The organism is Nonomuraea rubra (assembly GCF_014207985.1).
Lineage (GTDB): Bacteria > Actinomycetota > Actinomycetes > Streptosporangiales > Streptosporangiaceae > Nonomuraea > Nonomuraea rubra.
On the sequence record NZ_JACHMI010000001.1, the window covers coordinates 12,257,160 to 12,280,524 of the forward strand.

Genomic DNA, 23,365 nt, shown 5'->3' on the forward strand with positions numbered 1-23,365 from the left:
CCGGCATCCGGTCCCATCCCCGACCCGACCCTGAGCCGCCCCTGAGTCACCACTCGCCGGCCCCTGGCATGGGCCTGGCCGTCGCGCCCCTCGCCCGGCTCACCCTGGAAGGCGTGCCGGCCGGGCAGGCTCCTGTTGGGGCGCGGCCTTCAGCGTGACGAACAGGGTGAGCGTCGCACTGCCGACGCTCACCCTGGTAGCCGGTTTCCTGGTGCCCGCTCGCCGACAGGCGGTCAGTCCAGGATGTGTCCCGTGGCGCGGGCGTAGCGGTCGCGGATCGAGGGGATCGCCTCGCCCTCGTACACGGCCGTGTCGCCCGACCGCCAGTCAGGCGTGGTCACCAGCGTGGCGGCCTGGTGGGCGGCGCCGTCGGCGACGTACTCGGCGGGCGGCGGCACCGTGATCGGGACGCCGAAGATCGTGGGGGCGATCCGGCGGACCGCCTCCGAGCGGGCCGCGCCGCCGATCAGCAGCACCCGCTCCGGCCGCATGGCCAGCGCGTCCAGCGCGTCGGCCAGGCCGCAGAGCATGCCTTCGACGGCGGCCCGCGCCAGGTGGGCGGGGGTGGAGGTGGCCAGGGTGAGGCCGTGGACGGAGCCGGTGGCGGTGGGCCGGTTCGGGGTGCGCTCACCCTCCAGGTAGGGGACCAGCGTGAGCCCACCGGCGCCGGGGGGCGCCTGGAGGGCGAGGGTGCCGAGCTCGTCCAGGGAGACCCCGGTGACGCGGGCGGCGGCGTCCAGGACGCGGGCGGCGTTGAGCGTGGCCACCAGTGGCAGGAAGCGGCCCGTGGCGTCGGCGAAGCCGGCGACCGCGCCCGTGGGGTCGGCGCTGGGCGTCTCCGCGACCGCGAACGCCGTGCCGGACGTCCCCAGCGAGACCACGACGTCACCCGGCCGGGCTCCCACGCCCAGCGCGGCGGCCATGTTGTCGCCCGTGCCGGGGGCGATCAGGATCGGGCCGGGCCCTCCCGCCACGGCCGCGCCCGCCTCCTCGGCCGGTCCCAGCACCCTGGGCAGCAGCGGGACCGCGCCGAAGGCGGCCTTGAGCAGGTCCGTACGGTAGGCGCCCGTCGCGGGCGACCAGTAGCCGGTGCCCGAGGCGTCACCCCGGTCGGTGACCAGGTGCGACAGCGGAGGCAGCGGCGCGTCCGCCCAGGCGGCGGCGGAGAACGGGACGCCGGACGCCAGCGCGCCCGACAGGCGCCAGGTGAGCCAGTCGTGCGGCAGGCACACGGCGGCCGTGCGGCGGGCGTTGTCCGGCTCGTGCTCGGCCAGCCAGCGCAGCTTGGTCACCGTGAACGACGCCACGGGCACCGAGCCCACGCCGTCGGCCCACGCCTGCGGCCCGCCCAGCTCGGCGATCAGGTCGAGGGCGGCCTGGGCGGAGCGGGTGTCGTTCCACAACAACGCCTCGCGTACGACATTTCCGGACTCGTCCAGGCAGACCATGCCGTGCTGCTGCCCGCCCACACTGATGGCGGCCACGCCGTCGAGCCCACCGGCCTCCTCGATGGCCCGCAACAACGCGGTCCACCAGTGGGAGGGGTGCACCTCGGTGCCCGCCGGGTGAGCGGCACGGCCCTGCCGGACCAGCTCTCCCGTCTCCGCGTCTCGAATGACGACCTTGCAACTCTGCGTGGAGGAATCGACCCCAGCGACCAGCGTCACCCACGAACTCCTAACAAGTGCTCCAGCGCAAGCTGGTTCAGATGGGAGAAATGGTATCCGCGCCGGGCCGCTGCCTCGGGATCGAAGTCGTCCGTCGCGAGGTCGGCCAGCGTCTCGCCGCGGTTGAGCGTGGGCAGGCCGAGCTCCTCGACGCGGGAGGCCCGCATCGCCTCGCGCACCTCGGGGTCGGCGCGGAAGTTTCGGGCCTTCTCCCTGAGGATCAGGTACGTCCGCATGTTCGCCGCGGCCGAAACCCAGACATCCCCGGGATCCTCGGTGCGCAAAGGTTTGTAGTCGAAGTGCCGCGGCCCGTCGTAACCACCGTGCTCCAGCAGGTCGACCAGGAAGAACGCGCTCATCACGTCACCGTGGCCGAAGATCAGGTCCTGGTCGTACTTCGGGCCGTGCTGGCCGTTGAGGTCGATGTGGAAGAGCTTGCCGTGCCACAGCGCCTGGGCGATGCCGTGCACGAAGTTGAGCCCGGCCATCTGCTCGTGGCCGACCTCGGGGTTGAGGCCGACCATCTCGGGGTGCTCCAGTTCGCCGATGAACGCGAGGGCGTGGCCGATGGTGGGCAGGAGGATGTCGCCGCGGGGCTCGTTCGGCTTGGGCTCGATGGCGAAGCGCAGGTCGTAGCCGCGCTCGCGGACGTAGCCGCAGAGCAGGTCGATGGCCTCCTTGTAGCGGCCGAGCGCGGCGCGTACGTCCTTGGCCGCGTCGGACTCGGCCCCCTCGCGGCCGCCCCAGCACACGTAGGTGGAGGCGCCCAGCGAGGCGGCCAGGTCGAGGTTGCGCATGACCTTGCGCAGGGCGTACCGGCGCACGTCACGGTCGTTGCTGGTGAAGGCGCCGTCGCGGAAGACGGGGTGGGTGAACAGGTTGGTGGTGGCCATGGGCACTTTCAGCCCGGTCTCGGCTAGCGCTTTCCGGAAGGACGCGATCGCCCTCTCGCGATCGGGTTCGACGGCGAGCAGGTCGTCGTCGTGGAAGGTGACGCCGTAGGCCCCCAGCTCGGCAAGCCGGTGCACGCTCTCGACCGGGTCGAGGGGCGCCCGGGTGGCGTCCCCGAACGGATCGCGCGCCTGCCAGCCGACCGTCCACAGCCCGAACGTGAACCGATCGTCAGGGGTTGGCTCGTACATGATTCGATGCTCCCCTGGCGATCAGTTGTTCACAAGCGGTTGTTCACAAGCCCGAGGGATCGCGCCCCACGCTGATCTCCTCAGCGATTCTCCTGATGTCCGTCACCTCGACGCCCGAACCCTTGGGCAGATGGCGCAGCAAGGCCTCCATCACCACGGGAACGGGCTGGCCGGCGAACCGCCCCGCGACCCCGTGAACCGCCCTGAACAGCGCATCTTCAGTGTCGTACATCGCCTCTCCTCGGTCGGGTACCCGGAGAACGCTACGGCCTCGGCCCGACAGTTCGCGCGCTACGCCAGCCCCGCGTGTCGGTTCGTCCTCATCTGGCCATCGCTAGATATATGCGCGTTCAACTATTTTGGAGAGGACTGATGAAAGGGGCACATCATGCCGGTACAGCGGCTCAACCACGCGGTCCTCTACGTCCGCGACGTGGAGCTAAGCGTGGCCTTCTACCGGGAGGCCCTCGGCTTCGAGGTCGTCATGGGCATGCGGGGCGCCGCCTTCCTCCAGGCCCCCGGCTCCTCCAACGATCACGACCTGGGCCTGTTCCAGATCGGCGAGCAGGCGTCCCCCTCCTCCGCCGGACGCACCTCCGTCGGCCTCTACCACCTGGCCTGGGAGGTCGACACCCTGGAGGAGCTGGAGCGCGTGCAGGCCAAGCTGGCCGAGCTCGGCGCCCTGGTCGGCTCCTCCGACCACAGCACCACGAAGGCGCTGTACGCCAGGGACCCCGACGGGCTGGAGTTCGAGGTGTCGTGGCTGGTGCCCGCCTCGCTGTTGACCGACGAGCTCCTCGCCGGGCGCGCCAGCATCCGCCCGCTCGACCTGAACGCCGACAAGCAGCGGTACGGCGGGCAGACCCGGGGCGGAGTGGGCGTGTCCATCCCCGCTTGACGTACCGTGGGCTTGACGGCCCCTTCACGGAGAACCGGTCATGCCAAGCGATCCTGATCATGTGCTCGACGCCATCGACGGCGTCGTCGACGAGTGGGAGACGCTGAGCGCCGACGCCATGCGCTGGGCGCCTCCCGAGAACAAGAGTCCCGACCTCATGACCGAGGTGGGCGAGATCTTCGGCCCGCTCGTCAACGCGTTCTCGCAGGCGCTGCGGCCGGTGAGCGATGCCTTCGAACGGGCGCTGCGCATGCTGGACGACGAGGACGACGGCCCCCGGCCGAGCTAGTCGGCGGTGCGCCTGCGGCGGGCCCTGCGGGGGTACGCCTTGGCGGTCTCGGCCAGGCGTACGGCGTGCTCGGCCTGCCTGCGCCAGTGCCCGTAGGCGTCGCCGCGCTGCGCCAGCCGGTCGAGCTCGCTCATCGTCGCCAGCGGGATGAACGCCGGCTCGGCGTCCCGCCACGGCGTGCCCGGCAGCGGCATGAACGTGTGGGTGTGGATGCGGGCCCCCAGCTCGGCCAGGTCGCTCGCGAGCCGGAGCGACTGCGCCTGATCCGACTCCGACTCCCCCGGCATGCCGAAGATGAAGTCGACGTTCGGCCGAAAGCCGTGCTCGACGGCGATCCTGACGGCGTCGCGTACGGGTGAGGTGTCGTGCCCGCGCCCCGAGGCGGCCAGCACCCGGTCGGACCCCGACTGCGCCCCGATGATCAGGTTGTCGTTGGCGACGTACCGCTTGAGCAGCCGCATGGCCTCGGGCGAGACGTGCTCGGGCCGCACTTCCGAGGGGAAGCTGCCGAAGAAGACCCGCCCGTGCGGCGGCAGCTCCTCCTTGACCCCGGCCAGCAGCTCCTCCACCGCCCCGAGATCGGGATCGGGCCCGGGCGAGCCGTACGACAGCGAGGTCGGCGTGATGAACCGCACGTCGCGCAGGCCGCGCTCGACCAGGCCGCGCACGTGCTCGCGCACGCTCGCCACCGACCGGTGCCTGAACTGCCCGCCGAACATGAACGGCGTCTGGCAGAAGCGGCACGTGTAGCGGCACCCTCGGGTGATCTCGATCGGCCCGCTCCTGCCGGCGAACGAGGGGAACGTGTCGAGCGGGAGCTGGGGCGCGGGCCTGGTGCGCAGCGCGACTCCGTCGGCGTCCTTGATCGCCAGGCCGGGTACGGCGGTGAGCGGCGTGTCCTCCTGCAGCGCCCGGACGAGGGAGATGATCGTCGACTCGCCCTCGCCGATGCCCGCCAGGTCCCAGCCCGCGTCGATGACCTGCTGCGGCTCGGCGGTGGCGTGCACGCCGCCCGCGATGTGCAGCCCGCGCTCGCCGCTGCGCGCCCTGACCTCGGCCAGCTCGGCGGCCATGGCCTCGGCGTCGGGCGAGTAGAACGACCAGAGCACGAGCACCCGGTCGGCCTCGCTGGCCAGGATGTGCCCGGCGGTCTCCTCGGGGGTGGTGCCGAGCCGCAGCTCGTGCTCGACCCCCGCGGTCTCCAGGGCGGCGAGCAGCGCGTGCACGCCGTACGTCACCGCCTTGCGATATCGGACCACCACACACACTGCCAGCGCCACGCCCCGCAGCGTAGCCCAGCCCACCCGCTACCGCATGGCGCCGCTGTACCTGGACAGTTCGCCGTGACGTCGCCGGGTGCCAGCCGCCAGGCGACGAGTCCGACAGCACTGTTACATTGGTGTCGTGATCGCACTGGGCACGTTGATGCGGCACGTGCACGAGCTGATGGACGGCGCCATCGCCGGCATCTACGCCGAGCACGGCCTGCCCGACTACCGGCCGCGCTACTCGCCCGTCGTGCGCGCGCTGGTGGCGCGGGGCCCGCTCGCCATCCGCGACCTGGCCGGGGCGATCGGCGTGAGCCACTCCGCCGCCAGCCAGACGGTGGTCCAGATGCGCCGCAGCGGCTTCGTCACCCTGGAGAAGGGCGCAGACGCCCGCCACCGCATCGTCCACCTCACCGACCGGGCCCGCGCCGCGCTCCCCCTCATCGAGGCCGAGTGGGCGGCCACGGAGCGGGCCGTACGCGAGCTGGACGCCGAGCTGCCCGTGCCGCTGGAGCAGCTCATGACGGCCACGCTCCAGGCACTGGAGCGGCGGAATTTTCGCGAGCGCATCGGGGACGTCAACGCCTAGACTCGTTCACATGACCTGGCGACATTGATCCATAACCAGGGGCCGGCGCGGGGCGCGCGGGCCTCCGAGCTGACGGCGATCACTCGGAGTCCCCACTCGTCCCCCTGGAAGGCCTCATGCTTGTCGTATCGCTGTACGTCTACGCGTTCCTCAGCGAATTCATCCTGATCTACCCGGTGTACGCGCTGCTGTTCACCGACACCGGGATCTCCGTCGCCGAGGTCTCCACCCTGTTCGTCATCTGGTCGGTGACGGGCATGGTGCTGGAGATCCCCTCGGGCGCCTGGGCCGACACGGTCTCCCGGCGGCTGCTGCTGTTCCTCGGCCCGCTGCTGAGCGGCGCGGGCTTCGCTCTCTGGGTGCTCTTCCCCTCCTACTGGGTGTTCGCGGCCGGGTTCGTGTTGTGGGGTGCCGGGGAGGCGCTGGTCTCCGGCGCGTACGAGGCGCTCGCGTACGAGGAGCTGGAGCGGCGCGGCCGCTCCGGCAGGTACGCGTCCGTCATGGGCCGCGCGACCGCCCTCGGCCTGGCCGGCAGCGCGTCGGCGATCGGCCTGGCCTCTCCCGTCTTCGCCGCCGGCGGCTATCCCGCCGTGGCGGCGGCCAGCGTGCTGGCCTGCGTCCTGTGCGCGGCCACGGCGCTGACCCTCCCCGAGCACCGCGCGCCGGCCGCCGCCGGGGGCCTGGGCTACCTGGCAGCCCTGCGCGAGGGGATCGGCCTGGCCCGGGCCGATCGAGGGGTGCTGCGCGCGATGCTGCTGGTCGCGTTCGTGACGGCGATCTGGGGCGCGCTGGAGGAGTACGTCCCGTACCTGGGGGCGGAGACGGGCGTGGCCAAGGCCACGATCCCGCTGCTGATCCTGCTGGTCTGGGTGGGCGCCACGGCCGGCGGGCTGCTGGCGGGGCCGGCCGAGCGCCTGGGGTCCCGCGGGTACGCCGCGCTGCTCGGGCTGGCGGCGCTGACCCTGGCGGCGGGCGCGCTCAGCGGGCATCCGGCCGGGTTCGTGGCGATCGGGCTGGCCGTCGGGGCGTTCCAGCTCGCCCAGGTGCTGGCGGACGTGCGCCTGCAGGAGCGCATCACCGGCCCGGCGCGCGCCACCGTGACCTCGGTGGCCGGCCTGGGGACGAACGTGGTGACGCTCGGGGTCTACACCGCGTATGGGACGGCGTCGTCCCAGGTGTCGCACGGGGCGACGTTCGCCCTGCTGGCGCTGCCGTACGTGGTCATCGCCCTGGCGATGGCCCGCACGCGCCGGTCGGTCCGGTCATCGCCCTGACGGCGGCCTGTGCGGGCCCGTCGTCGCCCTGACGGCGGCCCGCACGGGCCGGTCGGTTCGGTACCGCGCTGATGGTGGCCCCGCGCGGGCCGGTCAGTAGCGGGACGGGATGCGCTTGGGCAGTGGCGGCGGCTCGGGGACGGCCTCGTCCTCGGGCTCCGCCGACGGCTCGGGACGCGTGGCGCCCCGCCAGCGCGCGGGGAACACCGAGGCGGCCAGCAACACGCAGGCCAGGGGCAGGGCCCAGGTCCCCGCCAGCCTCGCGTACGGCTCGGCGTACTCGGCGGGCAGCAGGCCCGCGACCCGCACCCCCGGCACGTACGCCAGCCCCGCCACCACGGCCAGGACCAGCCCGGGCACCAGCGATCCGATGGGCGAGATCCGCGACCCTGACAGCACGCCGACCACGACCATCGAGGCGCCGAGCGCGGCGACGGCGATCCAGGCGGCCAGGGCCCGGCCGCTCGCGAAGTAGAGAAGGCCCGCCGCGATGAGCGGTGTGGCCAGCAGTCCTGCGCCGGCGCCGAGCAGATGACGAACACCATTACGCACAGAGAACACCTCCAGCCACGGCACCTTACCCACCCATCAGGGCCTTCGCCTTAAAGGCTGAAAATTTCATATTCGGGTCGATGGCCGTAAAGGGTCCATAACACCGAAATAGTGTCCGTTTGGTATCTAACAGGGCCCGAAGCAACCGTTAGCTTGACAGCACCCCCACCCGAGGAGTGCACATGTTGAGTAAACGCTGTGCGCTGGTAGGCGGCGCCATCCTCGCCGTCTGCCTGGCCACCCCGCTCAGCCCGGCAGCAGCCGACACGGCGCCACAAGCCGCCGCTCCGCCCACCGCACCCCCCTCCATGATCGACGCGCTCGAGCGCGACCTGGGTCTCTCCGAGGCGCAGGTCATCACTCGCCTGGCCAACGAGGAGCGCGCGGCCGCCGCCGAGGCGAGCCTCACCCCCGCACTGGGTGACACGTTCGGCGGCGCCTGGCTGAACGACGACGCCTCCAAGCTCATGGTCGCCACCACGAATCCGGCGGCCGCACCGTCCATCGAGGCACAGGGCGCCCAGCCCGTCGTGGTCCAGCGTTCGCTGTCCCAGCTCAACGGCATCGTGCAGCAGCTCGACCGGGCCCCCAGGCGGGTCTCGGCCGGGGCCTCGCTGTGGTTCGCCGACGTCAAGACCAACACCGTCTCCGTCCAGGCTCCCACCGTCGAGGCCGCCGAGGCCCTCGTCGCCGCGGCGGGCGTGGACAGGAACGCGGTCGTCGTGTCGGCGACGGCCGAGCGGCCGACGACGTTCATCAACATCATCGGCGGTGCCGCGTACTACATCGGCTCCAGCCGCTGCAGCGTCGGCTTCGCCGTCACCCGCGGCACCACCCCCGGCTTCACCACCGCCGGGCACTGCGGCCGGGCCGGCTCCAGGACGACCAACCCGACCGGCACCTTCCAGGGCTCGTCCTTCCCGGGCAACGACTACGCCTGGGTCGCCGCGCCCGGCAACACCGCCACGCCGTACGTGCGCGGCTCCGGCGGCGCGAACGTGACCGTACGAGGCTCCACCCAGGCCTCCGTCGGCGCGTCCATCTGCCGCTCCGGCTCGACCACCGGCTGGCGCTGCGGCACCATCCAGCAGCACAACGCCAGCGTCAGGTACGCCCAGGGCACCGTCTCCGGCCTGACCCGCACCAGCGCGTGCGCCCAGCCCGGCGACTCCGGCGGCTCGTTCATCTCGGGCAGCCAGGCCCAGGGCATGACCTCCGGCGGCTCCGGCAACTGCACCACCGGCGGCACCACGTACCACCAGCCGGTCAACGAAGCACTGAGCGTGTACGGCCTCACGCTCAGAACCGGCTGACGCCCTGAAAATCCGCGCGGCGTGCCCTTCCCCGGGCGCGCCGCGCTCCTTTCTCCTCTCCCGCACCGATGACTTCCGGCCGGCCGCCCGGTCTGCACATCGAGAAGAAGAGAAAGGAACTCGCGATGAAGCGACCCGTACTCGGCAGCCTGCTGCTGTCCAGCACCGACCCCGAGCGGCTGAGCACCTGGTACGCCGCCGCCCTCGACCCGGGCGAGACGAGCGACGTCAACGGGTACCGCCTGCTCAAGTTCGGGGAGTTCTTCCTGTTCATCGACACGCGGGCAGACGTTTCGGACAAGAATCCGGAGCCCGGCAGGGTCATACTGAACTTCGACGTCGAGGACGCCCGCGCCGTCGCCGCCCGCATGGAACGGGCGGGCACGCAGTGGCTGGCCGAGCTGGAGGACCGCGACGGCAGCCTGTTCGCCACCGCGATCGACCCGGACGGCAACTACGTGCAGATCATTCAGCTCAGCGAGGAACACCGGCAGGGGATGTGACGATGCTCGACACCGGCAAGGCGTTCAGCGGGTTCTCCGTGAACGACGTCGAGAGCGCGAAGAAGTTCTACGGCGAGACGCTGGGCCTCAGCGTCTCGGAGGAACACGGGATGCTGACACTGCCCGTCGGGAACGGCGTGCTCGTCTACCCGAAGGGAGCCGCTCACGCACCGGCCACGTACACCGTCCTGAACTTCCCCGTCGAGGACATCGACCGGGCGGTGGACGAGCTGACGGCGCGGGGTGTGCGGTTCGAGCGTTACGACGGGATGAATCAGGACGAGCGTGGCATCGCCAGGGGCGAAGGCCCGGCGATCGCCTGGTTCACCGACCCCTCGGGGAACATCCTGTCGGTGCTGCAGCCGTAGCGGCTCACGGGCCCGGCTCCCTGCTGTCGCGGGGAGCCGGGCGTGGTCAGCAGGGCGGCCGGGGGTCGCCGCATCTGGGCGCGTACGGGGTCGAGGAGATGGTCCAGGTGGTCGCGTACCAGGCGGGCGATGACCACGAACGGCCACACGCCCACGTACAGCGCGACGACCACCGTCAGCACCGGTAAGGCGATGACCACGTTGGCGGCCACCTCCGACTGCTGCCAGCGCGCGTACACCGCGGCCAGCACCTCGAAGACGAGCACCGTGACCGCCAGCCCGCCGGCGACGAACGCGTAGAAACGGCACAGATCCCTGATCGCCGGCGTGCTCGCCGGATCGATCCACACCATGCGCAGCCGTCCGCACCGCCGCAACCGGCCGGGGATCAGGGCCGCCGCCGGCAGCCAGTACGGGATGTCGCCGGCCAGGAACCCCATCCAGCCGCCCATGAGAAACAGCAGGATCCGCGAGCTCCACGACCCCCCTCGTCCCCCAGCTCGGACATGACGCCCCCGACCTTCAGCGCCGTCCCGTACGACAACCAGACCACGGACAGCATGGTCATGCAGACGACCACCGCGCCCAGCGCGAAGACATTGCCCGGCAGGTGGCGGTAGGGGAAGTCCCACGGCCTGCCCCTCATGCTCCGCTGGGCCCCGTACGCGCTCGTCCGCCTCGACGAGCCGCTCCAGCAGCTCCTGCGGCGGCTCCGCGGCAGGCTGCATGTGGCCACCCCCGGGTCATCGCGGGCGATCTCCCGCTCCACGCTAATCCCGCCCGCGGCCCACCCGCGAGTGCCTCACCCCGCTCCCTCGCGAGTTCGAGGCTCAGGCACCCAAGCTGCTCACCGGCCACGCCTCGCGGACCAGGCCCACCAGCCCGCCGCCACCGCCACGGCCACCGGAGCGATCAGCGGCGCCGCGGGCTCGTACAGCCGCAGGGCCAGGGCCGCGACCACGGCCCCCACCGCGAGCGCCAGCACCACCCCGAGCGGCCGCCCGATCCCGCCGCCCTTCCCCCCATCCCTCCCAGGCCGCCACAAGGCGACGACCTGCCCCGCCAGCCCGGTCACCGTGCCCGTCACGTACGTCGTGGACAACCCGGACCCGCCGGCCCACCGCGTGACCGCGCTCTGCAACCCCATCGCCACCGCCGACGCCGCGACGAGCACCGGCCGGGGCACCTGCACGGCCCACCACCCCACGGCGATCCCGGCCAGCAGCACCAGCTCCAGGCCCAGTGCGGCGGCCGGGCCCCGCGCCGCGCCGCCGCCGGCCCCCCGTCCGACCAGGAGGAAGCCGGCAGCCAGCCCGGCGCAGAACCCGGCGAACGCCAGCCCGGACGCCATCACGTGCGCCGTACGCCCGTAGCCCAGCGCCAGGCCGAGCAGCACGACGTTCCCCGTCATGTTCGCGGTGAACACCTGTCCGAGCGCCAGAAAGCTCAGCGCATCGACGGCCCCCGCCGCGAGCGCCAGGCCGAGCATCGAGAACCGTGGCATCCGCATGCTCTACGCACTATATCGACCACTCAGGGTAATCGACCCTGAGGAGTCAGGCACCGGCGGTGTCGAGCCGGCTGAGCTGTTCAGCCGTGAGCTTGACGTCGAGCGCCGGCAGCGCCGCCTCGTACTGCTGGAGCGTACGCGGCCCGATCAGCGGCACGATCGCGGGCGAGGTCTGGTGCATCATCCACGCGAGGACCAGCGCGTTCGGCGTCACCCCGACCTCGGCGGCCACCTCGCCGACCGCGGCCAGCCGGGCCTCGGCATCCGGCCCCTCGTACGCCCCCATGATCCCGTGGCCCCTCCGCTTGGCCGGGTCGTCGTAGATGCCCTTGAGGATCGGGGAGTACGCCACCAGCGTCAGGTCGTCGTGCGTCTCCAGGTAGTCGAGCTGCTCGTCGTCCACGATGGACACGTGCCGCAGCCCCGCGCGGCGCCGCAGGTAGGAGTGCTGCTGCTGGAGCGCGACCGGCGCCGGCCAGCCGTGCTGCGCGCACAGCTGCCGGATCCGCTCCAGCCGCCAGGTCCGCACGTTGGACCAGCCGATGTACCTGGCCTTTCCGGCCTGGACGATGCCGGCGAGCGCCTCCAGCGTCTCCTCCAGGGGCGTGGCCCGGTCGTCGACGTGCACGTAGTACAGATCGACGTGGTCGGTGCCGAGCCGGCGCAGGCTGCCGTCGATCGCGTCCCGCAACGTCTTCGCCCCGGCCCCGACGAAGTTCCGGTACGCGGCACTCCAGTCGGGCCGGCCGTCGGCCCAGACCGCGTCCAGGTCCCGCACAACGGCGCTGCCCTTCGTGGCCAGGAACACGTTCTCCCGTCGGCCGGGCGCCCCGGCCAGCCAGCGGCCGATCAGCTCCTCGCTGTCCCCTCCGTAACTCCCCTGGTTCTCCCACCAGCAATAGCAGTCGGCGGTGTCCAGGAAGTTCCCGCCGGCCTCCACGTACCGGTCCAGCATGGTGACGGCCTCGCCCTCCGGCGTGACGGTGCCCATGATCATGCACCCCAGGGCGAGCTGGCTGACCTGTTCGCCGGTACGGCCGAGTTGTACGGTCTTCACGTGACTTCTCCTGTCGTCGATGGCGTCAGAAGCTGGCTGAACAGCGGTGCGCTGCAGAGTCAGATGGCCGCCGGCCCGGACGGGGACGGCGTCCCACTACGCGTTCGACGCTAGGAGGTCGAGCGCACTCCAGGTCAAGCCCGGAGTTCGCTGTCTCCCTGTGGCGTGCCCGCCGGCTTTCCGCCGAACAACCACGCACAGAGCAGGGCCGCAGGGATGAACCCGGCCACCGCCATGCTCAGCAGGAAGGGCGCCAGGGCGAACACCTGCACCAGCCTGAGCTCGGACTCCGAGTCTGAGGTCGGCCAGTGGAGCAGGAGCACCAGTAAGACCGCCACCGCGGACCCCGCCAGGGCCGACCTCAAGAGGAGACGCACGAGGTGATTGTCGGGGATCAAGGACCGTGGGGTCGAGGCGCCTGCCGAACCCTTCAGTCGATCGACCCGACCGTAGGCTCTGCCGCGTAGTGAGCCGATGTCAGGGTGACCCCGGTGGACCGCGCGGCCAGCGCGATGGCGAGAGCGAGGCGAGTCCGCGGGTCAGCCTCCCCGTCCAGCCGCATGCCCAGAACCTGCATGTGGGACAGCAGGCGATCCGGTTCACTGCCCTCTCGATCGCCAGGGAAGTACGGCTCGAAGCTCGTGATCACCACTCCGTCGGCGGAGTAGACGAAGTGCTCGTCGATGGTGTCGCCTGTGACGACCCGCGCCATCTCCGTACCCTGGGAGAGGCTCTCTGGGAGTGGCCAGCAGTGGTAGTCGATCAGGACCGCTCCGCCGTCCGCCGCGTAGGCGGCGATGCCCACTTCCCGGGAGATGTCACCGGGCGTGGCGCCGATCCGGCGCAACGCCCCCTCAGGAGACAGGCCCCGCACGAACGTCACGCCGATCAGGTCACTGTCCCTTCGATACTCCTCGACAAACCAGGCGTAAGACATCGGCGACGCGCTGTCCACCGGGTACCTGCTTTCGCGCATGTCCGGAACTTCGAAGGACAGGCTACGGGCAGCGGGCGTTACGCCGGAAGGGAACAGGCACGACCGGCCGGGCACTCGCAAGTGATCTTGATTCATCGTGCGGGGCTGTTGCAGTACCCACCCGCCGGATTGGAAGTGGGCCGCACCGACCTTGTCCTGATCGTCTACTCATGCTTACGTGTTCGGAGTGAGTCGCGATCTCGATACAGCTGGGCGTCTCAAACCCCTTCCGGCGAAGGTGAACCCGGCGAGTGGAAGGGTGAACCACATCACACCGCTCCTGGTCTTGGGCGCAGTCCCCCTTCTGCTTGTCAACTGGTTCATCATCGCCATGGCCCTTGGACGCAGCTGCGCCCTCATATATGAGGGCGGCAACATAACGGAATGTGTTGGCGGGCTTTCAGAGGAAGAGACGATCACCGCATCGGGGCTGATCGCGCTGATGCTACTTGGCATCCAGATAGGGCTGATCGTCCTAGTGCGCCGGCGCACCCGCGGATCGCAGTGAGGCCACATGCTCGGCGATGGAGCACCTCATCACACCATCCCGCCCGCGAGCATCCGGGCTACGCCCGTTCCCCAACCGATCCTGCGCGCGTCGGCTCGCGTCCTGCTCGTCGACGGCCGTAACCGGATCCTGCTGTACCGGGCGCTGAGGTCCGTCCAAGATCCCTATTACGCTTGGTACACCCCTGGGGGCGGCATCCAACCTGGGGAGACGCCGCGCATGGCAGCCGCGAGAGAGCTCCATGAGGAGATCGGGCACGATGTCCGTCCCGGCGCCTTGGGACCTCTCGTTGCCACCAGCGTCGGCGACTGGACCCGTCACGACGGCACGCCGATGCGTTCGGAGCACTCCTTCTTCTTCCTCCGCGTGCCGTCCCTGCAGGTGGACTTCTCCGGCATGGAGGAGTTCGAGCGCTCTCTCTTGGACGTCTTCCGCTGGTGGACGCCGGCCGACCTGCGTACCACGGATGAATGCGTGCTCCCCGCCGGCCTCGCCGACCTGCTGGAACTCCTACTGAGTGGAGAGATGCCATCCGAGCCGGTGGTCCTGTCCTGGGATTCACCGGACACCGGTACCAGACCGTAAGGGGCGGCCCGGCAATCCCCGGTCGGAGCGTTCGGTTGGTACGACGCGGCAGGCGTACGGCGCCCGGCCCGGTGTCCCACCGCCGCACACAGAAGATCAGAAGGCCCCCTCCCAAGATCTGGGAAATGGCCTCCTACCTGCGAAGGGCCGGGGATTTGAACCCCTGATGGGCGGCAAGCCCAAACCGCATCAGCAGCTCGGATCCCGACCGTCCAGATCGTCTCACGCTCCGTAATCACGCCGCCTGGGCCACGACCAAGGCTCTTCGGCTTACAGCACGTGACCGTTGCGACCGAGAGATGGCCTTCCACCTGCGGCAGGAGTCGACCTCACCGCCCCTGAAACCAAGATCCTTGCGCGTCTATTGCACAATGCCGTCAGGAGTCAGCGGAGAGCGAACCAAGAAACAGCAGCAAGGGAGGGTACTAGTTGAGCGCGCACCTGAGTCGAGCGGAAGCGATCTCCTTGGTACAGCGGATCATGGACGGGGAGTACGGAGACGAGCGGGAACTTAACGGCTGGCTGGAGAAAATGAGCCGCGCGCTCGTGTGTCCTTCGGAATATGTCTCCGACCTGATCTTCTGGCCCGAAGGAACTGAGCTTACCGCGGAACAAGTCGTTGATCAGGCGTTGAGCTACCGCCCTATCGCACCTTGACGTAGAGCCGGCGTCGTCGATGTACCGCGATGGATGGCGCCAACCCCATGCAGAACATCGCAATGTCGCTGACGGAGGTGAGAGTTCCTGTGCGGTGCGCGTACCTCACCCTGCCTGATCGTCCCGTCTGCCGTCGACCCGCCCAAAGGGGAAGCGGGCCAGGGCCACGGGGCAGCACCCAGGGCCCGGCGATCATCTCGGAGCCGGAGCCCCGCCGGAGGCTGGGTGCAACCATGGATGGAGCAGTCGGCGTATGGACAATCTCGCGTGGGCTGATTGGCTCGCGGCTCTCGCTCCGGGTGTCCGAGCTGAGGCCATGGCGCTTCGCGACAAATTCGCAGCTCTGGGTGCGAGAGATCCCGAAGGGTTCACTCGTGCGGAGATGGATGAGGGAGTACCTCACCTCGCGAGGTTCCGGCTGCTGCGCGGCTTGTGGTCAGAGCATATCGATGCCCACCGAGACAGCGCCGCCACCTGGATAGCCAACACGCGACGAGAGCTTCAGCGCAATCCAAGTGGGCCCTTTTCCGATGCGGGGCAGGTGCTGCTTCGCCTGGTGGACGAGTTGGGTGTCAGCCCGGAGGAGATCGGCACGTTGGCTCGATGGGTCGCCTTCGAAACCATCTTCGGGGTGCTGTATCGCCTTGATGAGCCGGATCTCACCGAGGACGATGTGTCAGAGATGCTCCAGGAGCAGCTTCCAAGCTGGCTTTTGGTCGAGGTCACCGGACGCGATCCGGTACCGACCGGCCGAACCCTTGAAGGGCTGCACGAGGACCTGCTTGGACTGGATCCAAGCGGGCAGGACGGACGTCCGGAGCTGCCGGTCGAATGACGGCGGCGCGTCGCTGTCGACGGCGAGTTTCTTCAGCTCAAGGCACACCGCGGAATGCCAGGCGCCGGGCGAGAGAGGACGGAGGATCGCCGGCAGGACCATGACCTGGTGTTCGCGGCCAAGCTCGCCACTCCCGTCGAACGCACCGAGGACTGGAAACCGAGGATTGGAAGCTGTGGAAGACCGTCCTCAAGCAGGCCTGGCGTTCGGGACGTCCGGGTACACGACGCTCGGCACACCGCCGCGACCCTACTCATCGAGCAGGGGGTGAACCTCCGAGTCGTACAGCAAGTTCTCGGTCACACCCGTGCGACGACCACCGAGCGCTACACCAACGGCACCTTCACGAGACCGCACGGAAAGCTATCCATGGCAACTCGCATACTTTACGTGCACGAAGAGTCGGGAATGCGTGACAGATCAAGCACTATCCACGATTTACGGTCAGACGAGTTCCAGTATAGGAGCGGTTCCTCTGGGTTGGCCGCACGCTCGCCTCCCGTGAACACGTCGTAAGCGGCGCTGTCCTCCAGCAGCCCGCCGATCCTCCCCGATTTCTCCGTGCATCGGTCGTACTGAACCGGCTGTGGCGCGGGATGCTTCGCCGTGTACTTCATCTCCTTGTTGTCATTAACATACGGCCCCCCGAAAAGACCGAACCGATCGTTCATCAGGGGCCCTCCGTACGACGCCACGACTTCTCGACGCTCCGTCCCGTCCTTTCGCAGCACTACGAGTTTGGTCAGTTCATAGAGACGAGTTGGCGGCATGCCGACACACCACTCGCGCCCGCACTGCGTTCCATCCAATTCCCGCACAGCCGTCGGCGCCGTCTGCGCGGCCGACGGGAGCCGCTGAACGGGCCCTCCACCCATCGGCACACGATAGGCATGCCGATCTCCGTACCAAACGACGTCATCACCGACTATCGACAGCTTGTCCTCAAACGGCACCTCGCCATGCCCGGTCAACCAGGTCACCAATCTCATTTCACCGCCCGACCGGGGCATCGTCCACAGTTCCATGTGTCGTTTGCCCGCGTTCCACGGTTCCGAGCGGTAGACCCCTGCGCTCCACACGATCCTGGTCTCACTCGTGGCCACGCTCATGATCTCGAAGCACAAACTACATTCTGCCCACTTCGGCGCAGTGCCGAGGGCGTGAACCCCGCCAGTACGAAGGTCATAGGAGTAAAAAGTGGGACGCATCTCTGACGAGGTGACCATCAGAGCCTCGTCCTCGCTCAACATGGCCGCCGGCTTGATGGCTGGCTCGCCCTTGGCCTTCGCAGGCACCTTGACAACAGCATCACGCCATATGTTCGCCGCCAACTCAAGTTCGGGCACTTCGGGCAGCACCTGTGGACGCGCTGGGAGAGGTGGAGTGGCATCCTGAACAGTGCACGACAACGTGAAGGGAATCAGCATCAGCACTATGGTCGCGGCCCTATATAAGTTGGCGTGCCGGGCTTTGGCACTGGCAGTTGGATGTTCCGGCGGGAGCATGATTTCGATCCTACGCTTCAAGGGTCGGAACTCTGATCACGGCTGAATCACCATCCACCAGGCGCGACTCCGCGCCAATGCGAAGCATCGCTAGGGGCGGGAAGCATTCCCATCGCTGTTGCAAGCGTCCCTGCCCGAAGGACTGCACGGGCCACGCGGACAAGTGCCCGAGGCGTACGGGCGGCGGCCTCTTCTTTCGGCAACGCAAGGGGAAGAGTCAGGCGCACGCTCCAGTGCCCTCCGGCGCTCCTACGCGCGCACAAGAAGCTCCAGGCCGCAGAGCGGCTGAATGCCGGGCACAAGTGGACCGATCATGATCTCGTCTTCACGACGAAACTCAGCGGCCCGATCGAGCGCACGGAGGACTGGAAGCAGAGGACGTCCATCCTCAAGCAGGCTGGCGTACTTGATGCCAGGGTTCACGACGCGGGGCGCACAGCGGCGACCCTGTTGATAGAGCAGGGTGTCCACATCCGGGTCGTGCAAGAGGTCCTCGGCCACACCCGCGTCACGGCCACCGAGCGCTACACCCATGTGGCGCCCCTCCAGATGAAGGACGCCAGCAACCGCATGGACGAGGCCCCATGGGGCACTCCCTAACGGCCAACTGCAACCTTGGCCCTCTTAGAAGATCAAAGGCCCTCCCCCCGGTTAAGGGGAGAGGGCCTCCTACCTGCGGAGGATCGGGGATTTGAACCCCGGATGGGCGGTAAACCCAAACCGCATTAGCAGCTCGGATCTTGACCGTCCAGATCCGTTCAACCTGGATCAACAGACCCGCCCGGTCCATCTGGAACGAAGTGAGACGGCACTGGATTGCAACTAGCACTGCAACTAAGGGAGCAGTTGCACGGGCCCTCACAGCTCCAGTGGCGGCAGTCCCTGAGCCTCTCGGTAGCGCTGTCGCTCTGCGGTCAAGGTGTCCGATCCGTTGGGGCCACCCATCACTACGTCAGCGTTGTGATCGTCCTGTCCGTCGTCCTCCCAACAGCACTCCTCACACATCTCGAAGCCGCCGCGGTAGTGCAGGGTGGGGAGAAAGCAGCATGGGCAGGTGTACGCCTGATCGCCTGGCGGTAGCCGAAGGAAGTCTCCGCCCTGTACCTCCATCAGAGACAGGACCCATCGCTTGCGTTCGCGGATCTCCTCCATGCTGGGATGGGTCATGACAGTCATGATGCCGTACGGCTCCGAGCATCTGTAGGCATTCTGGACCTGCGTCTTCCTGGCCGTCGGGAGTTGCCTCCGACCTTCCGACGATCACTACCCGCACCCCGCAACACCGTGGGCCAGGGCTGAGGAACGAAGCTCTGGACCTTCGATCGCCCCCGATCATGCACGATGGCCAGCCATGCAGTGGCGATCGTAGGGCTGCATCTGTGCGGCGGCGTGGCAACCCTGGTCGGTGCGTTCGGTTGACACGGCGGGGGCGGCGTGCGGTGGCCGGCCCGCTGTCCCGCCGCCGTCCGGGACCGGCCCCCAGGCCGCACGCCCGGACGGCGGGCGGGCGGAGGGCCGGAGGTACGGCGGCGCGCCGCGCCGCCGCTTGATACCTGAGAGATCAATTCGGCAAGTCCTTGAGGGCGAGCGCCCAAGGGCAGCTGTCGGTGCGTTCCCCGCCGGGGTTTTATAGGTGTGGCTCGAACTGGCCGATACCGAGCAAGATGCGCACGCTTATCGTGTTCACCTTAAGAGTCTCCGCATCGCTACAGACTGGCGTGGCCCGGCTCAACGATGGAAAGAAGGTTAACAGCCCAACGATGCCCTTTTCAAGCATACCGCGCCTTAAATTAACAGTCCGCTCAAATGCATATCCATGGTAGACGCAACATCCAAAGCCTTATTTGCGAGCTTGGAAATCCGAAGCGATCAGTTGAGACAGTTCTCTAGAAAATCCCAGCTCCCCCCAAGCTGCTATACGGGTGAGCACACTTTGACGCGATCTCATTTTCTCTCTAAGTATACGGATTGCAAGTCCCGTCCATCTAGTATGCAATATGCCGGACTCGTATAAATTGACTAGAATGTCCTCTTTAGCCGAACCCGACGAGCTGAAGGCCAGCAATAGTATGTGGAGAGCCTCAGACAGCTCCTTCGGGTTATCTTCCTCACATTCACGAAGCTCAGCAATCAATGATTCATTCCAATAACCGCACCTTAATAGCAGCATTATGCGCGCAAGCCGCACTTCTATTGAAATCTCAGACGTGTCGAGCTTTATAAGCTTTTCAAGGAAGAGCGCGTGGGGCTCAAGACTATTTCCAACATAGGAGAGAGCCAACAGCAGCTCTTTTTCTTGCGGGTGATCAAGCCAAGCCTGCTGCATTATATCGCCGTATCTACGCTCGTTGATATCGTGCAAGAACATGAGATGTAGACTGCTATTTCGGCGAATAGATTTCGCGATAGCTTCGACCCATCTGCTTTTTCTTAACGCATCAGGAGACACCTGGCACAATAATTGCACCCCAAGCATCGGAGACGTCTCAAACACGCCGTCTAAGAGAGCAGCGAAACTGGCGTCGAAGACAATAGACGCCCTCCCTCTCGGCGACAAGGCCATACTGGCCAGGAATTCACGAACCCGCCCAGCAGGAGATTCGATTGCAGCATTTATAAGGTTGCGCGGATCTTTAGGGTATGGAATATTATGCGATTCCCTCTCTAGCAGCCTTATCGGGAACCATGGCTTGCCAGCTATCCCACTCCTCATAATATCTCCATCATGAAGTTGCTGGAGATGCACGCCACGCCCAAACCAATCCTGCTGCCAAGTCAGCCAATCATCAATGTCCCCCAAGGCACCACTGCTAGCGGCGCTTACCAAAGCTTCCGTGCTATCCGGATCCCAAAACGCGATCAGCGCTTCTGCAAGTGGCCATGGCGCCAAAGATGCGATTTTGAATACTACGTAATAATCTGCCTCACGCGCCGCCGAGATAAGAACCTTAGCAAGGTTGTCACTGTTAGGAGATTTCATGAAGTCGAGATATGCTCTAATAGCATCCCAGCCTTGATCTCCTCCTGGAAACGTGTCGATTGCCTCACTTAGGCGTGTCGGCAGGATTGGGGGAAATCGACCCACTAGCAGGAGTTTGCGCCCACTCGTAATCCTGATTGACTTATCTCCACTTTTGCGGCTTGGAAACCAGAGTAGATTTGCTAATGGGCCGAGCCAATCAGGAGCTGATGGCGTGCTGACCCACGTTTGACGTGCATCGTCTAGGCCCGCGACACGTATTGGTCCCTGGGCCCGAGCGAGAGCACTGGCCGGGTAATCAAGAATTCTCCCGGCCAAAAACCCGTTCAGTGATGCTGAATCGTGGTTGCCATCCACGAGGAGCGTCTGGAACAACTCCTCATCAATATTTCGACTATCGAGCAGATTCGCAAAAAGAAGCGCGAAATCTGCGTCGTGCTCTGCTAGGTAGCTAAGACATACCCATGCATTGTTTGCAGCATTCGGATCGCTACCGCCAATTCTGCTACGTATTTCAGATAAGAAGACGTCCGAAGTTTCCTTCTGCCATACATTAGCGAGGCGAGGTGCCCAATCTGTGAACTGATCATCTAAAAGCCTCAGGGCTGTACGTGTAAGCATTCGATTCCATCGTGGCTGGCGTCGTGCGGAACCTTCCTCCAGAACGTCAAGAGCTAGTTCAGAGCCTGCAAGCGTGTACCTAGCAACCCTGTCCTCGATATCATCATTAAGCTCGCTACAAACCGCATGAATAGTGTCACGCAAATATTGACGGTCAAAAAAGCACTTGCCCGTGGCGAAGAGAAATACATTGCGCCAGTTGGTATTTCCCGCTATGGCCTTCAAGCGATTTTGGGTCATCTTGTCATCAGCAGCCATCAGACCTTCTGCGGCCATAAACTCTTGCAGGGAGCGAATCTCAAAACCAACCTGGCCTTGTTCGAGCCCGACAAGAAACACTAGTCGGTGTGCTGCGGCCTCGATAATGGATGCGACAAGCGTGGAAAGACTTTCGCTCTCGTGCCCCTCTTCGTGAAGGTGGCACTCCACAATCTTTTGGAATTGACCAATTGTCAGCTTCGCATCAGTTCCGCCTGATCGTTCCGCTTCAACTTGCAGCAGGAGGCCGACCTGTCGATGAACGGTAATGATGTCAGTTTTATACTCACGCAAGACCGCAGCGGCCGGAATATCCCTTTCGATCTCTCGATGGTAAATCAGCTTAAAATACTCGTCAAAGAGAGGCCAACGCTCCTGCGGGGGTTGTCCCATGCGGTCTAACAGTAACGTTAGAATGGTGACTTGCAAAGGACTTCGCATTAAACGCGCAGTCGCCTCGTTTTCGGCTGCACGACGAATGCGCCTTTTAATCTTCTCTACCCGGTCAACATCTCCGCTGAATCTAACCTCTGCAAGCTTACTTCCATATTCGATGGCTTGATTAGGGGAAAGGTGGGTCATCCAGTGATGGGAATAAAACTTGGGCGAGAATTCCTCATTATATCCCTGAGGCCGACTGGTGGCGACGACCAAGACGTCAATGTCGGAGCCTGTTAGCTTTGAAGAAGCTATGTCAGCCCAGAAGTCCTTAATAGCCCCTAGGACTTGGTCGCGATTTGTCGACGCGGGAACTTCGTCTAGGCCATCAAATATGAGAATACTTGGATAGGCGGCGAGTAAGGATTGGAAGTCACGTATCCTTAGATCGCCGTCTGTTCTCATGTTGAAGACATTAGTTAGGTATCCCAAGACACTGGTAGTTTGCTTATCGGCAAGACTTTTAGCAAATTCGCTTAGGACTACCCGAAATGGGATTCGACGCGCTCCAGGCTTGGCAAGAAGACCGTCATCCCATTGTTTTTTAATCGCAGCTACTATGGCTGCCGGCTCATGCTCAACAGTTCCATCTGGGAGATCAACCAACAGCGCTGCGCGAAATACTTGACATATATACTGCCCGACTGTTGTCTTTCCCTGCCCTGGTCCTCCAATGAGAACGTGCCGTCCAACTGGCCGCGCTCTTTCAGAATTATCCTGCCAATCATCCTGTCGACAGTGGAGGGATGATTCACGGATAATGAGATCCGCAAAGTATAGGTCTTTGCTGGCTTGCATACCATGAGGGCTATCGATTGTTAGGTCAGGATGCGGCTCCGCTGCCACTGGTACGTCTACGAATACCTGCGAAAGCGGTATTGCCTCATCGGCCGAATGGCCTGCCTGCTCCAATTTGGCAAATTGGTCAACACGTAGCTCCTTCTGTAAGAACCGAGCAATTAAGTAGCGATAATCGGGTCGCTGAGACTGCAGTGTCTGGGCCAGTTCTGCCAAAACGTCACCTGGTGTCACCCATGCCATATACGCTTCACGCACATCCTTGTTATTATCGAGGAGGATGCGAAGCTTGTCATAGTCCCATACGTCTACATCTTTTAGCTGATGCTTCCTGGCAAATTGGCGAAGCTCTCTGAAAACTTTGTCCTTGCTTCCGGTACGAGAAACAGAAGTTAGAGCAACGTTGGTAGCCAAAATGTAGTAGTCCATTTGCCGGTTAGAGTCTCGCTTAGCATACTTCGCTAACTCGGCTTTGAGTTCCTTAAGTACCCATCGACCATCCGCGGTCGAATTGCTTGGGCGTTGGAGGAATTTCGCCTGAATGACGCCATAGCCGTTCCATTGACCGGAATCGACACCATACTTGGTTGGACCGTCGAAGGTTGCCTCGCGACCTCCGTCAGGACCGTCTCCAAAAGGAGTGGTCGTCTCTGTTATCGTCTTTATGCATAGAGCCTGTACGAAGTGCTCGAAGCTACGAGGGCTTAGCCCGTCGAGACGGTAGTCGGTCACGAGCTGAGAGTATCCGATGGGTGAGACATGTTCCACCCTATG

The 23,365-nt window shown here is 65.8% G+C and carries 25 protein-coding genes and 1 pseudogene; 13 read left to right on the forward strand and 13 right to left on the reverse strand.

Features of this window, described 5'->3' with window-relative positions; translation table 11 throughout:
• Positions 1–233 precede the first annotated feature (233 nt).
• Genes HD593_RS56740 through HD593_RS56750 form a run of 3 tightly spaced genes read right to left on the reverse strand, consistent with a single transcriptional unit; the run spans position 234 to position 3,041 of the window.
• A complete protein-coding gene (locus tag HD593_RS56740; RefSeq protein WP_185111113.1) occupies positions 234–1,667 on the reverse strand; it encodes a xylulokinase in 1,434 nt (477 codons plus the stop codon).
• Positions 1,664–2,809: a xylose isomerase gene (gene xylA, locus HD593_RS56745; protein ID WP_185111115.1), complete on the reverse strand. Its 1,146-nt coding sequence runs from the start codon at positions 2,807–2,809 to the stop codon at positions 1,664–1,666. The genes HD593_RS56740 and xylA overlap by 4 nt, the downstream gene beginning before the upstream one ends.
• Positions 2,810–2,852: 43 nt before the next feature.
• Positions 2,853–3,041, reverse strand: a complete 189-nt coding sequence (locus HD593_RS56750) for a hypothetical protein (protein ID WP_185111117.1) — start codon at positions 3,039–3,041, stop codon at positions 2,853–2,855.
• Between the two features lie 156 nt (positions 3,042–3,197).
• Between HD593_RS56750 and HD593_RS56755 the strand changes: the two genes are divergently transcribed.
• Positions 3,198–3,707, forward strand: coding sequence for a VOC family protein (locus tag HD593_RS56755; protein WP_185111119.1), 510 nt, complete (start codon positions 3,198–3,200; stop codon positions 3,705–3,707).
• Between the two features lie 40 nt (positions 3,708–3,747).
• On the forward strand, positions 3,748–3,996 hold the full coding sequence (locus HD593_RS56760; RefSeq protein WP_185111121.1) for a hypothetical protein: 249 nt from the start codon (positions 3,748–3,750) through the stop codon (positions 3,994–3,996).
• Here the strand turns inward: HD593_RS56760 and HD593_RS56765 are convergent.
• On the reverse strand, positions 3,993–5,276 hold the full coding sequence (locus HD593_RS56765; RefSeq protein WP_312904398.1) for a TIGR04013 family B12-binding domain/radical SAM domain-containing protein: 1,284 nt from the start codon (positions 5,274–5,276) through the stop codon (positions 3,993–3,995). The genes HD593_RS56760 and HD593_RS56765 overlap by 4 nt on opposite strands.
• 124 nt (positions 5,277–5,400) lie before the next feature.
• Between HD593_RS56765 and HD593_RS56770 the strand changes: the two genes are divergently transcribed.
• Together HD593_RS56770 and HD593_RS64135 are read left to right on the forward strand one after the other, a co-directional pair.
• Complete coding sequence (locus HD593_RS56770; protein WP_221525440.1) at positions 5,401–5,853, forward strand: MarR family winged helix-turn-helix transcriptional regulator; 453 nt, start codon at positions 5,401–5,403, stop codon at positions 5,851–5,853.
• A gap of 116 nt (positions 5,854–5,969) precedes the next feature.
• On the forward strand, positions 5,970–7,127 hold the full coding sequence (locus HD593_RS64135; protein ID WP_185111122.1) for an MFS transporter: 1,158 nt from the start codon (positions 5,970–5,972) through the stop codon (positions 7,125–7,127).
• A 93-nt stretch (positions 7,128–7,220) separates the two neighbouring features.
• Here HD593_RS64135 and HD593_RS56780 read toward each other — a convergent pair whose 3' ends face one another.
• Positions 7,221–7,679, reverse strand: coding sequence for a hypothetical protein (locus tag HD593_RS56780; protein WP_185111123.1), 459 nt, complete (start codon positions 7,677–7,679; stop codon positions 7,221–7,223).
• Between the two features lie 182 nt (positions 7,680–7,861).
• On the opposite strand from HD593_RS56780, the gene HD593_RS56785 reads away from it, so the two are divergent.
• From HD593_RS56785 to HD593_RS56795, 3 genes are all read left to right on the forward strand, one after another.
• Positions 7,862–8,992, forward strand: a complete 1,131-nt coding sequence (locus HD593_RS56785) for a S1 family peptidase (protein WP_185111124.1) — start codon at positions 7,862–7,864, stop codon at positions 8,990–8,992.
• 125 nt (positions 8,993–9,117) lie between these two features.
• Positions 9,118–9,495 carry a VOC family protein gene (locus HD593_RS56790; protein ID WP_185111125.1) on the forward strand — a complete coding sequence of 126 codons (378 nt, stop codon included), beginning with the start codon at positions 9,118–9,120 and terminating at the stop codon, positions 9,493–9,495.
• A gap of 2 nt (positions 9,496–9,497) precedes the next feature.
• Complete coding sequence (locus tag HD593_RS56795) at positions 9,498–9,863, forward strand: VOC family protein (protein WP_185111126.1); 366 nt, start codon at positions 9,498–9,500, stop codon at positions 9,861–9,863.
• Here HD593_RS56795 and HD593_RS56800 read toward each other — a convergent pair.
• The 5 genes from HD593_RS56800 to HD593_RS64140 all read right to left on the reverse strand — a co-directional run bounded on the left by HD593_RS56800 (position 9,770) and on the right by HD593_RS64140 (position 13,385).
• Positions 9,770–10,315: a hypothetical protein gene (locus HD593_RS56800; RefSeq protein ID WP_185111127.1), complete on the reverse strand. Its 546-nt coding sequence runs from the start codon at positions 10,313–10,315 to the stop codon at positions 9,770–9,772. The two genes, HD593_RS56795 and HD593_RS56800, sit on opposite strands and share 94 nt — an antisense overlap.
• Positions 10,316–10,710: 395 nt before the next feature.
• Positions 10,711–11,373, reverse strand: coding sequence for a DUF1275 family protein (locus HD593_RS56805; RefSeq protein ID WP_185111128.1), 663 nt, complete (start codon positions 11,371–11,373; stop codon positions 10,711–10,713).
• A gap of 46 nt (positions 11,374–11,419) precedes the next feature.
• A complete protein-coding gene (locus HD593_RS56810; RefSeq protein ID WP_185111129.1) occupies positions 11,420–12,430 on the reverse strand; it encodes an aldo/keto reductase in 1,011 nt (336 codons plus the stop codon).
• 134 nt (positions 12,431–12,564) lie between these two features.
• Entirely contained in the window at positions 12,565–12,807 is a 243-nt protein-coding gene (locus HD593_RS56815) for a hypothetical protein (protein WP_185111130.1), read from the reverse strand.
• 53 nt (positions 12,808–12,860) lie between these two features.
• Positions 12,861–13,385 carry a DUF6461 domain-containing protein gene (locus HD593_RS64140; RefSeq protein ID WP_185111131.1) on the reverse strand — a complete coding sequence of 175 codons (525 nt, stop codon included), beginning with the start codon at positions 13,383–13,385 and terminating at the stop codon, positions 12,861–12,863.
• A 280-nt stretch (positions 13,386–13,665) separates the two neighbouring features.
• On the opposite strand from HD593_RS64140, the gene HD593_RS56825 reads away from it, so the two are divergent.
• From HD593_RS56825 to HD593_RS65525, 5 genes and pseudogenes are all read left to right on the forward strand, one after another.
• Positions 13,666–13,914, forward strand: a complete 249-nt coding sequence (locus HD593_RS56825) for a hypothetical protein (RefSeq protein WP_185111132.1) — start codon at positions 13,666–13,668, stop codon at positions 13,912–13,914.
• Positions 13,915–13,920: 6 nt separating this feature from the next.
• Positions 13,921–14,499 (forward strand): NUDIX hydrolase, encoded by a 579-nt coding sequence (locus HD593_RS56830; RefSeq protein ID WP_185111133.1) that lies wholly within the window; start codon positions 13,921–13,923, stop codon positions 14,497–14,499.
• A gap of 429 nt (positions 14,500–14,928) precedes the next feature.
• Positions 14,929–15,156 (forward strand): bacteriocin immunity protein, encoded by a 228-nt coding sequence (locus HD593_RS56835; RefSeq protein ID WP_185111134.1) that lies wholly within the window; start codon positions 14,929–14,931, stop codon positions 15,154–15,156.
• A gap of 253 nt (positions 15,157–15,409) precedes the next feature.
• Entirely contained in the window at positions 15,410–15,991 is a 582-nt protein-coding gene (locus HD593_RS56840) for a hypothetical protein (protein ID WP_185111135.1), read from the forward strand.
• Between the two features lie 54 nt (positions 15,992–16,045).
• Positions 16,046–16,324: pseudogene (locus HD593_RS65525) on the forward strand (tyrosine-type recombinase/integrase); the annotation flags it as partial.
• Positions 16,325–16,377: 53 nt separating this feature from the next.
• Here HD593_RS65525 and HD593_RS63030 read toward each other — a convergent pair.
• Entirely contained in the window at positions 16,378–17,418 is a 1,041-nt protein-coding gene (locus HD593_RS63030; RefSeq protein ID WP_246549841.1) for a TolB-like translocation protein, read from the reverse strand.
• Between the two features lie 426 nt (positions 17,419–17,844).
• Here HD593_RS63030 and HD593_RS65530 point away from each other — a divergent pair, with 426 nt between their 5' ends.
• A complete protein-coding gene (locus tag HD593_RS65530; RefSeq protein ID WP_379478856.1) occupies positions 17,845–18,096 on the forward strand; it encodes a tyrosine-type recombinase/integrase in 252 nt (83 codons plus the stop codon).
• 258 nt (positions 18,097–18,354) lie between these two features.
• Here HD593_RS65530 and HD593_RS65535 read toward each other — a convergent pair whose 3' ends face one another.
• Both HD593_RS65535 and HD593_RS56860 read right to left on the reverse strand, forming a co-directional pair.
• Positions 18,355–18,672, reverse strand: a complete 318-nt coding sequence (locus HD593_RS65535; protein WP_185111137.1) for a CPCC family cysteine-rich protein — start codon at positions 18,670–18,672, stop codon at positions 18,355–18,357.
• 664 nt (positions 18,673–19,336) lie between these two features.
• Positions 19,337–23,323, reverse strand: coding sequence for an NACHT domain-containing protein (locus HD593_RS56860; RefSeq protein WP_185111138.1), 3,987 nt, complete (start codon positions 23,321–23,323; stop codon positions 19,337–19,339).
• Positions 23,324–23,365: the final 42 nt, after the last annotated feature.

Excerpts from the sequence above, each read along its gene's own strand:
- xylA (WP_185111115.1), bottom strand. The coding sequence starts at position 2,809 with ATGTACGAGCCAACCCCTGACGATCGGTTCACGTTCGGGCTGTGGACG.
- HD593_RS56750 (WP_185111117.1), bottom strand. The coding sequence starts at position 3,041 with ATGTACGACACTGAAGATGCGCTGTTCAGGGCGGTTCACGGGGTCGCG.
- HD593_RS56755 (WP_185111119.1), top strand. The coding sequence starts at position 3,198 with ATGCCGGTACAGCGGCTCAACCACGCGGTCCTCTACGTCCGCGACGTG.
- HD593_RS56760 (WP_185111121.1), top strand. The coding sequence starts at position 3,748 with ATGCCAAGCGATCCTGATCATGTGCTCGACGCCATCGACGGCGTCGTC.
- HD593_RS64135 (WP_185111122.1), top strand. The coding sequence starts at position 5,970 with ATGCTTGTCGTATCGCTGTACGTCTACGCGTTCCTCAGCGAATTCATC.
- HD593_RS56785 (WP_185111124.1), top strand. The coding sequence starts at position 7,862 with ATGTTGAGTAAACGCTGTGCGCTGGTAGGCGGCGCCATCCTCGCCGTC.
- HD593_RS56790 (WP_185111125.1), top strand. The coding sequence starts at position 9,118 with ATGAAGCGACCCGTACTCGGCAGCCTGCTGCTGTCCAGCACCGACCCC.
- HD593_RS56795 (WP_185111126.1), top strand. The coding sequence starts at position 9,498 with ATGCTCGACACCGGCAAGGCGTTCAGCGGGTTCTCCGTGAACGACGTC.
- HD593_RS56800 (WP_185111127.1), bottom strand. The coding sequence starts at position 10,315 with ATGGGCGGCTGGATGGGGTTCCTGGCCGGCGACATCCCGTACTGGCTG.
- HD593_RS56805 (WP_185111128.1), bottom strand. The coding sequence starts at position 11,373 with ATGCGGATGCCACGGTTCTCGATGCTCGGCCTGGCGCTCGCGGCGGGG.
- HD593_RS56830 (WP_185111133.1), top strand. The coding sequence starts at position 13,921 with ATGCTCGGCGATGGAGCACCTCATCACACCATCCCGCCCGCGAGCATC.
- HD593_RS56840 (WP_185111135.1), top strand. The coding sequence starts at position 15,410 with ATGGACAATCTCGCGTGGGCTGATTGGCTCGCGGCTCTCGCTCCGGGT.
- HD593_RS63030 (WP_246549841.1), bottom strand. The coding sequence starts at position 17,418 with ATGCTGATTCCCTTCACGTTGTCGTGCACTGTTCAGGATGCCACTCCA.
- HD593_RS65535 (WP_185111137.1), bottom strand. The coding sequence starts at position 18,672 with ATGACTGTCATGACCCATCCCAGCATGGAGGAGATCCGCGAACGCAAG.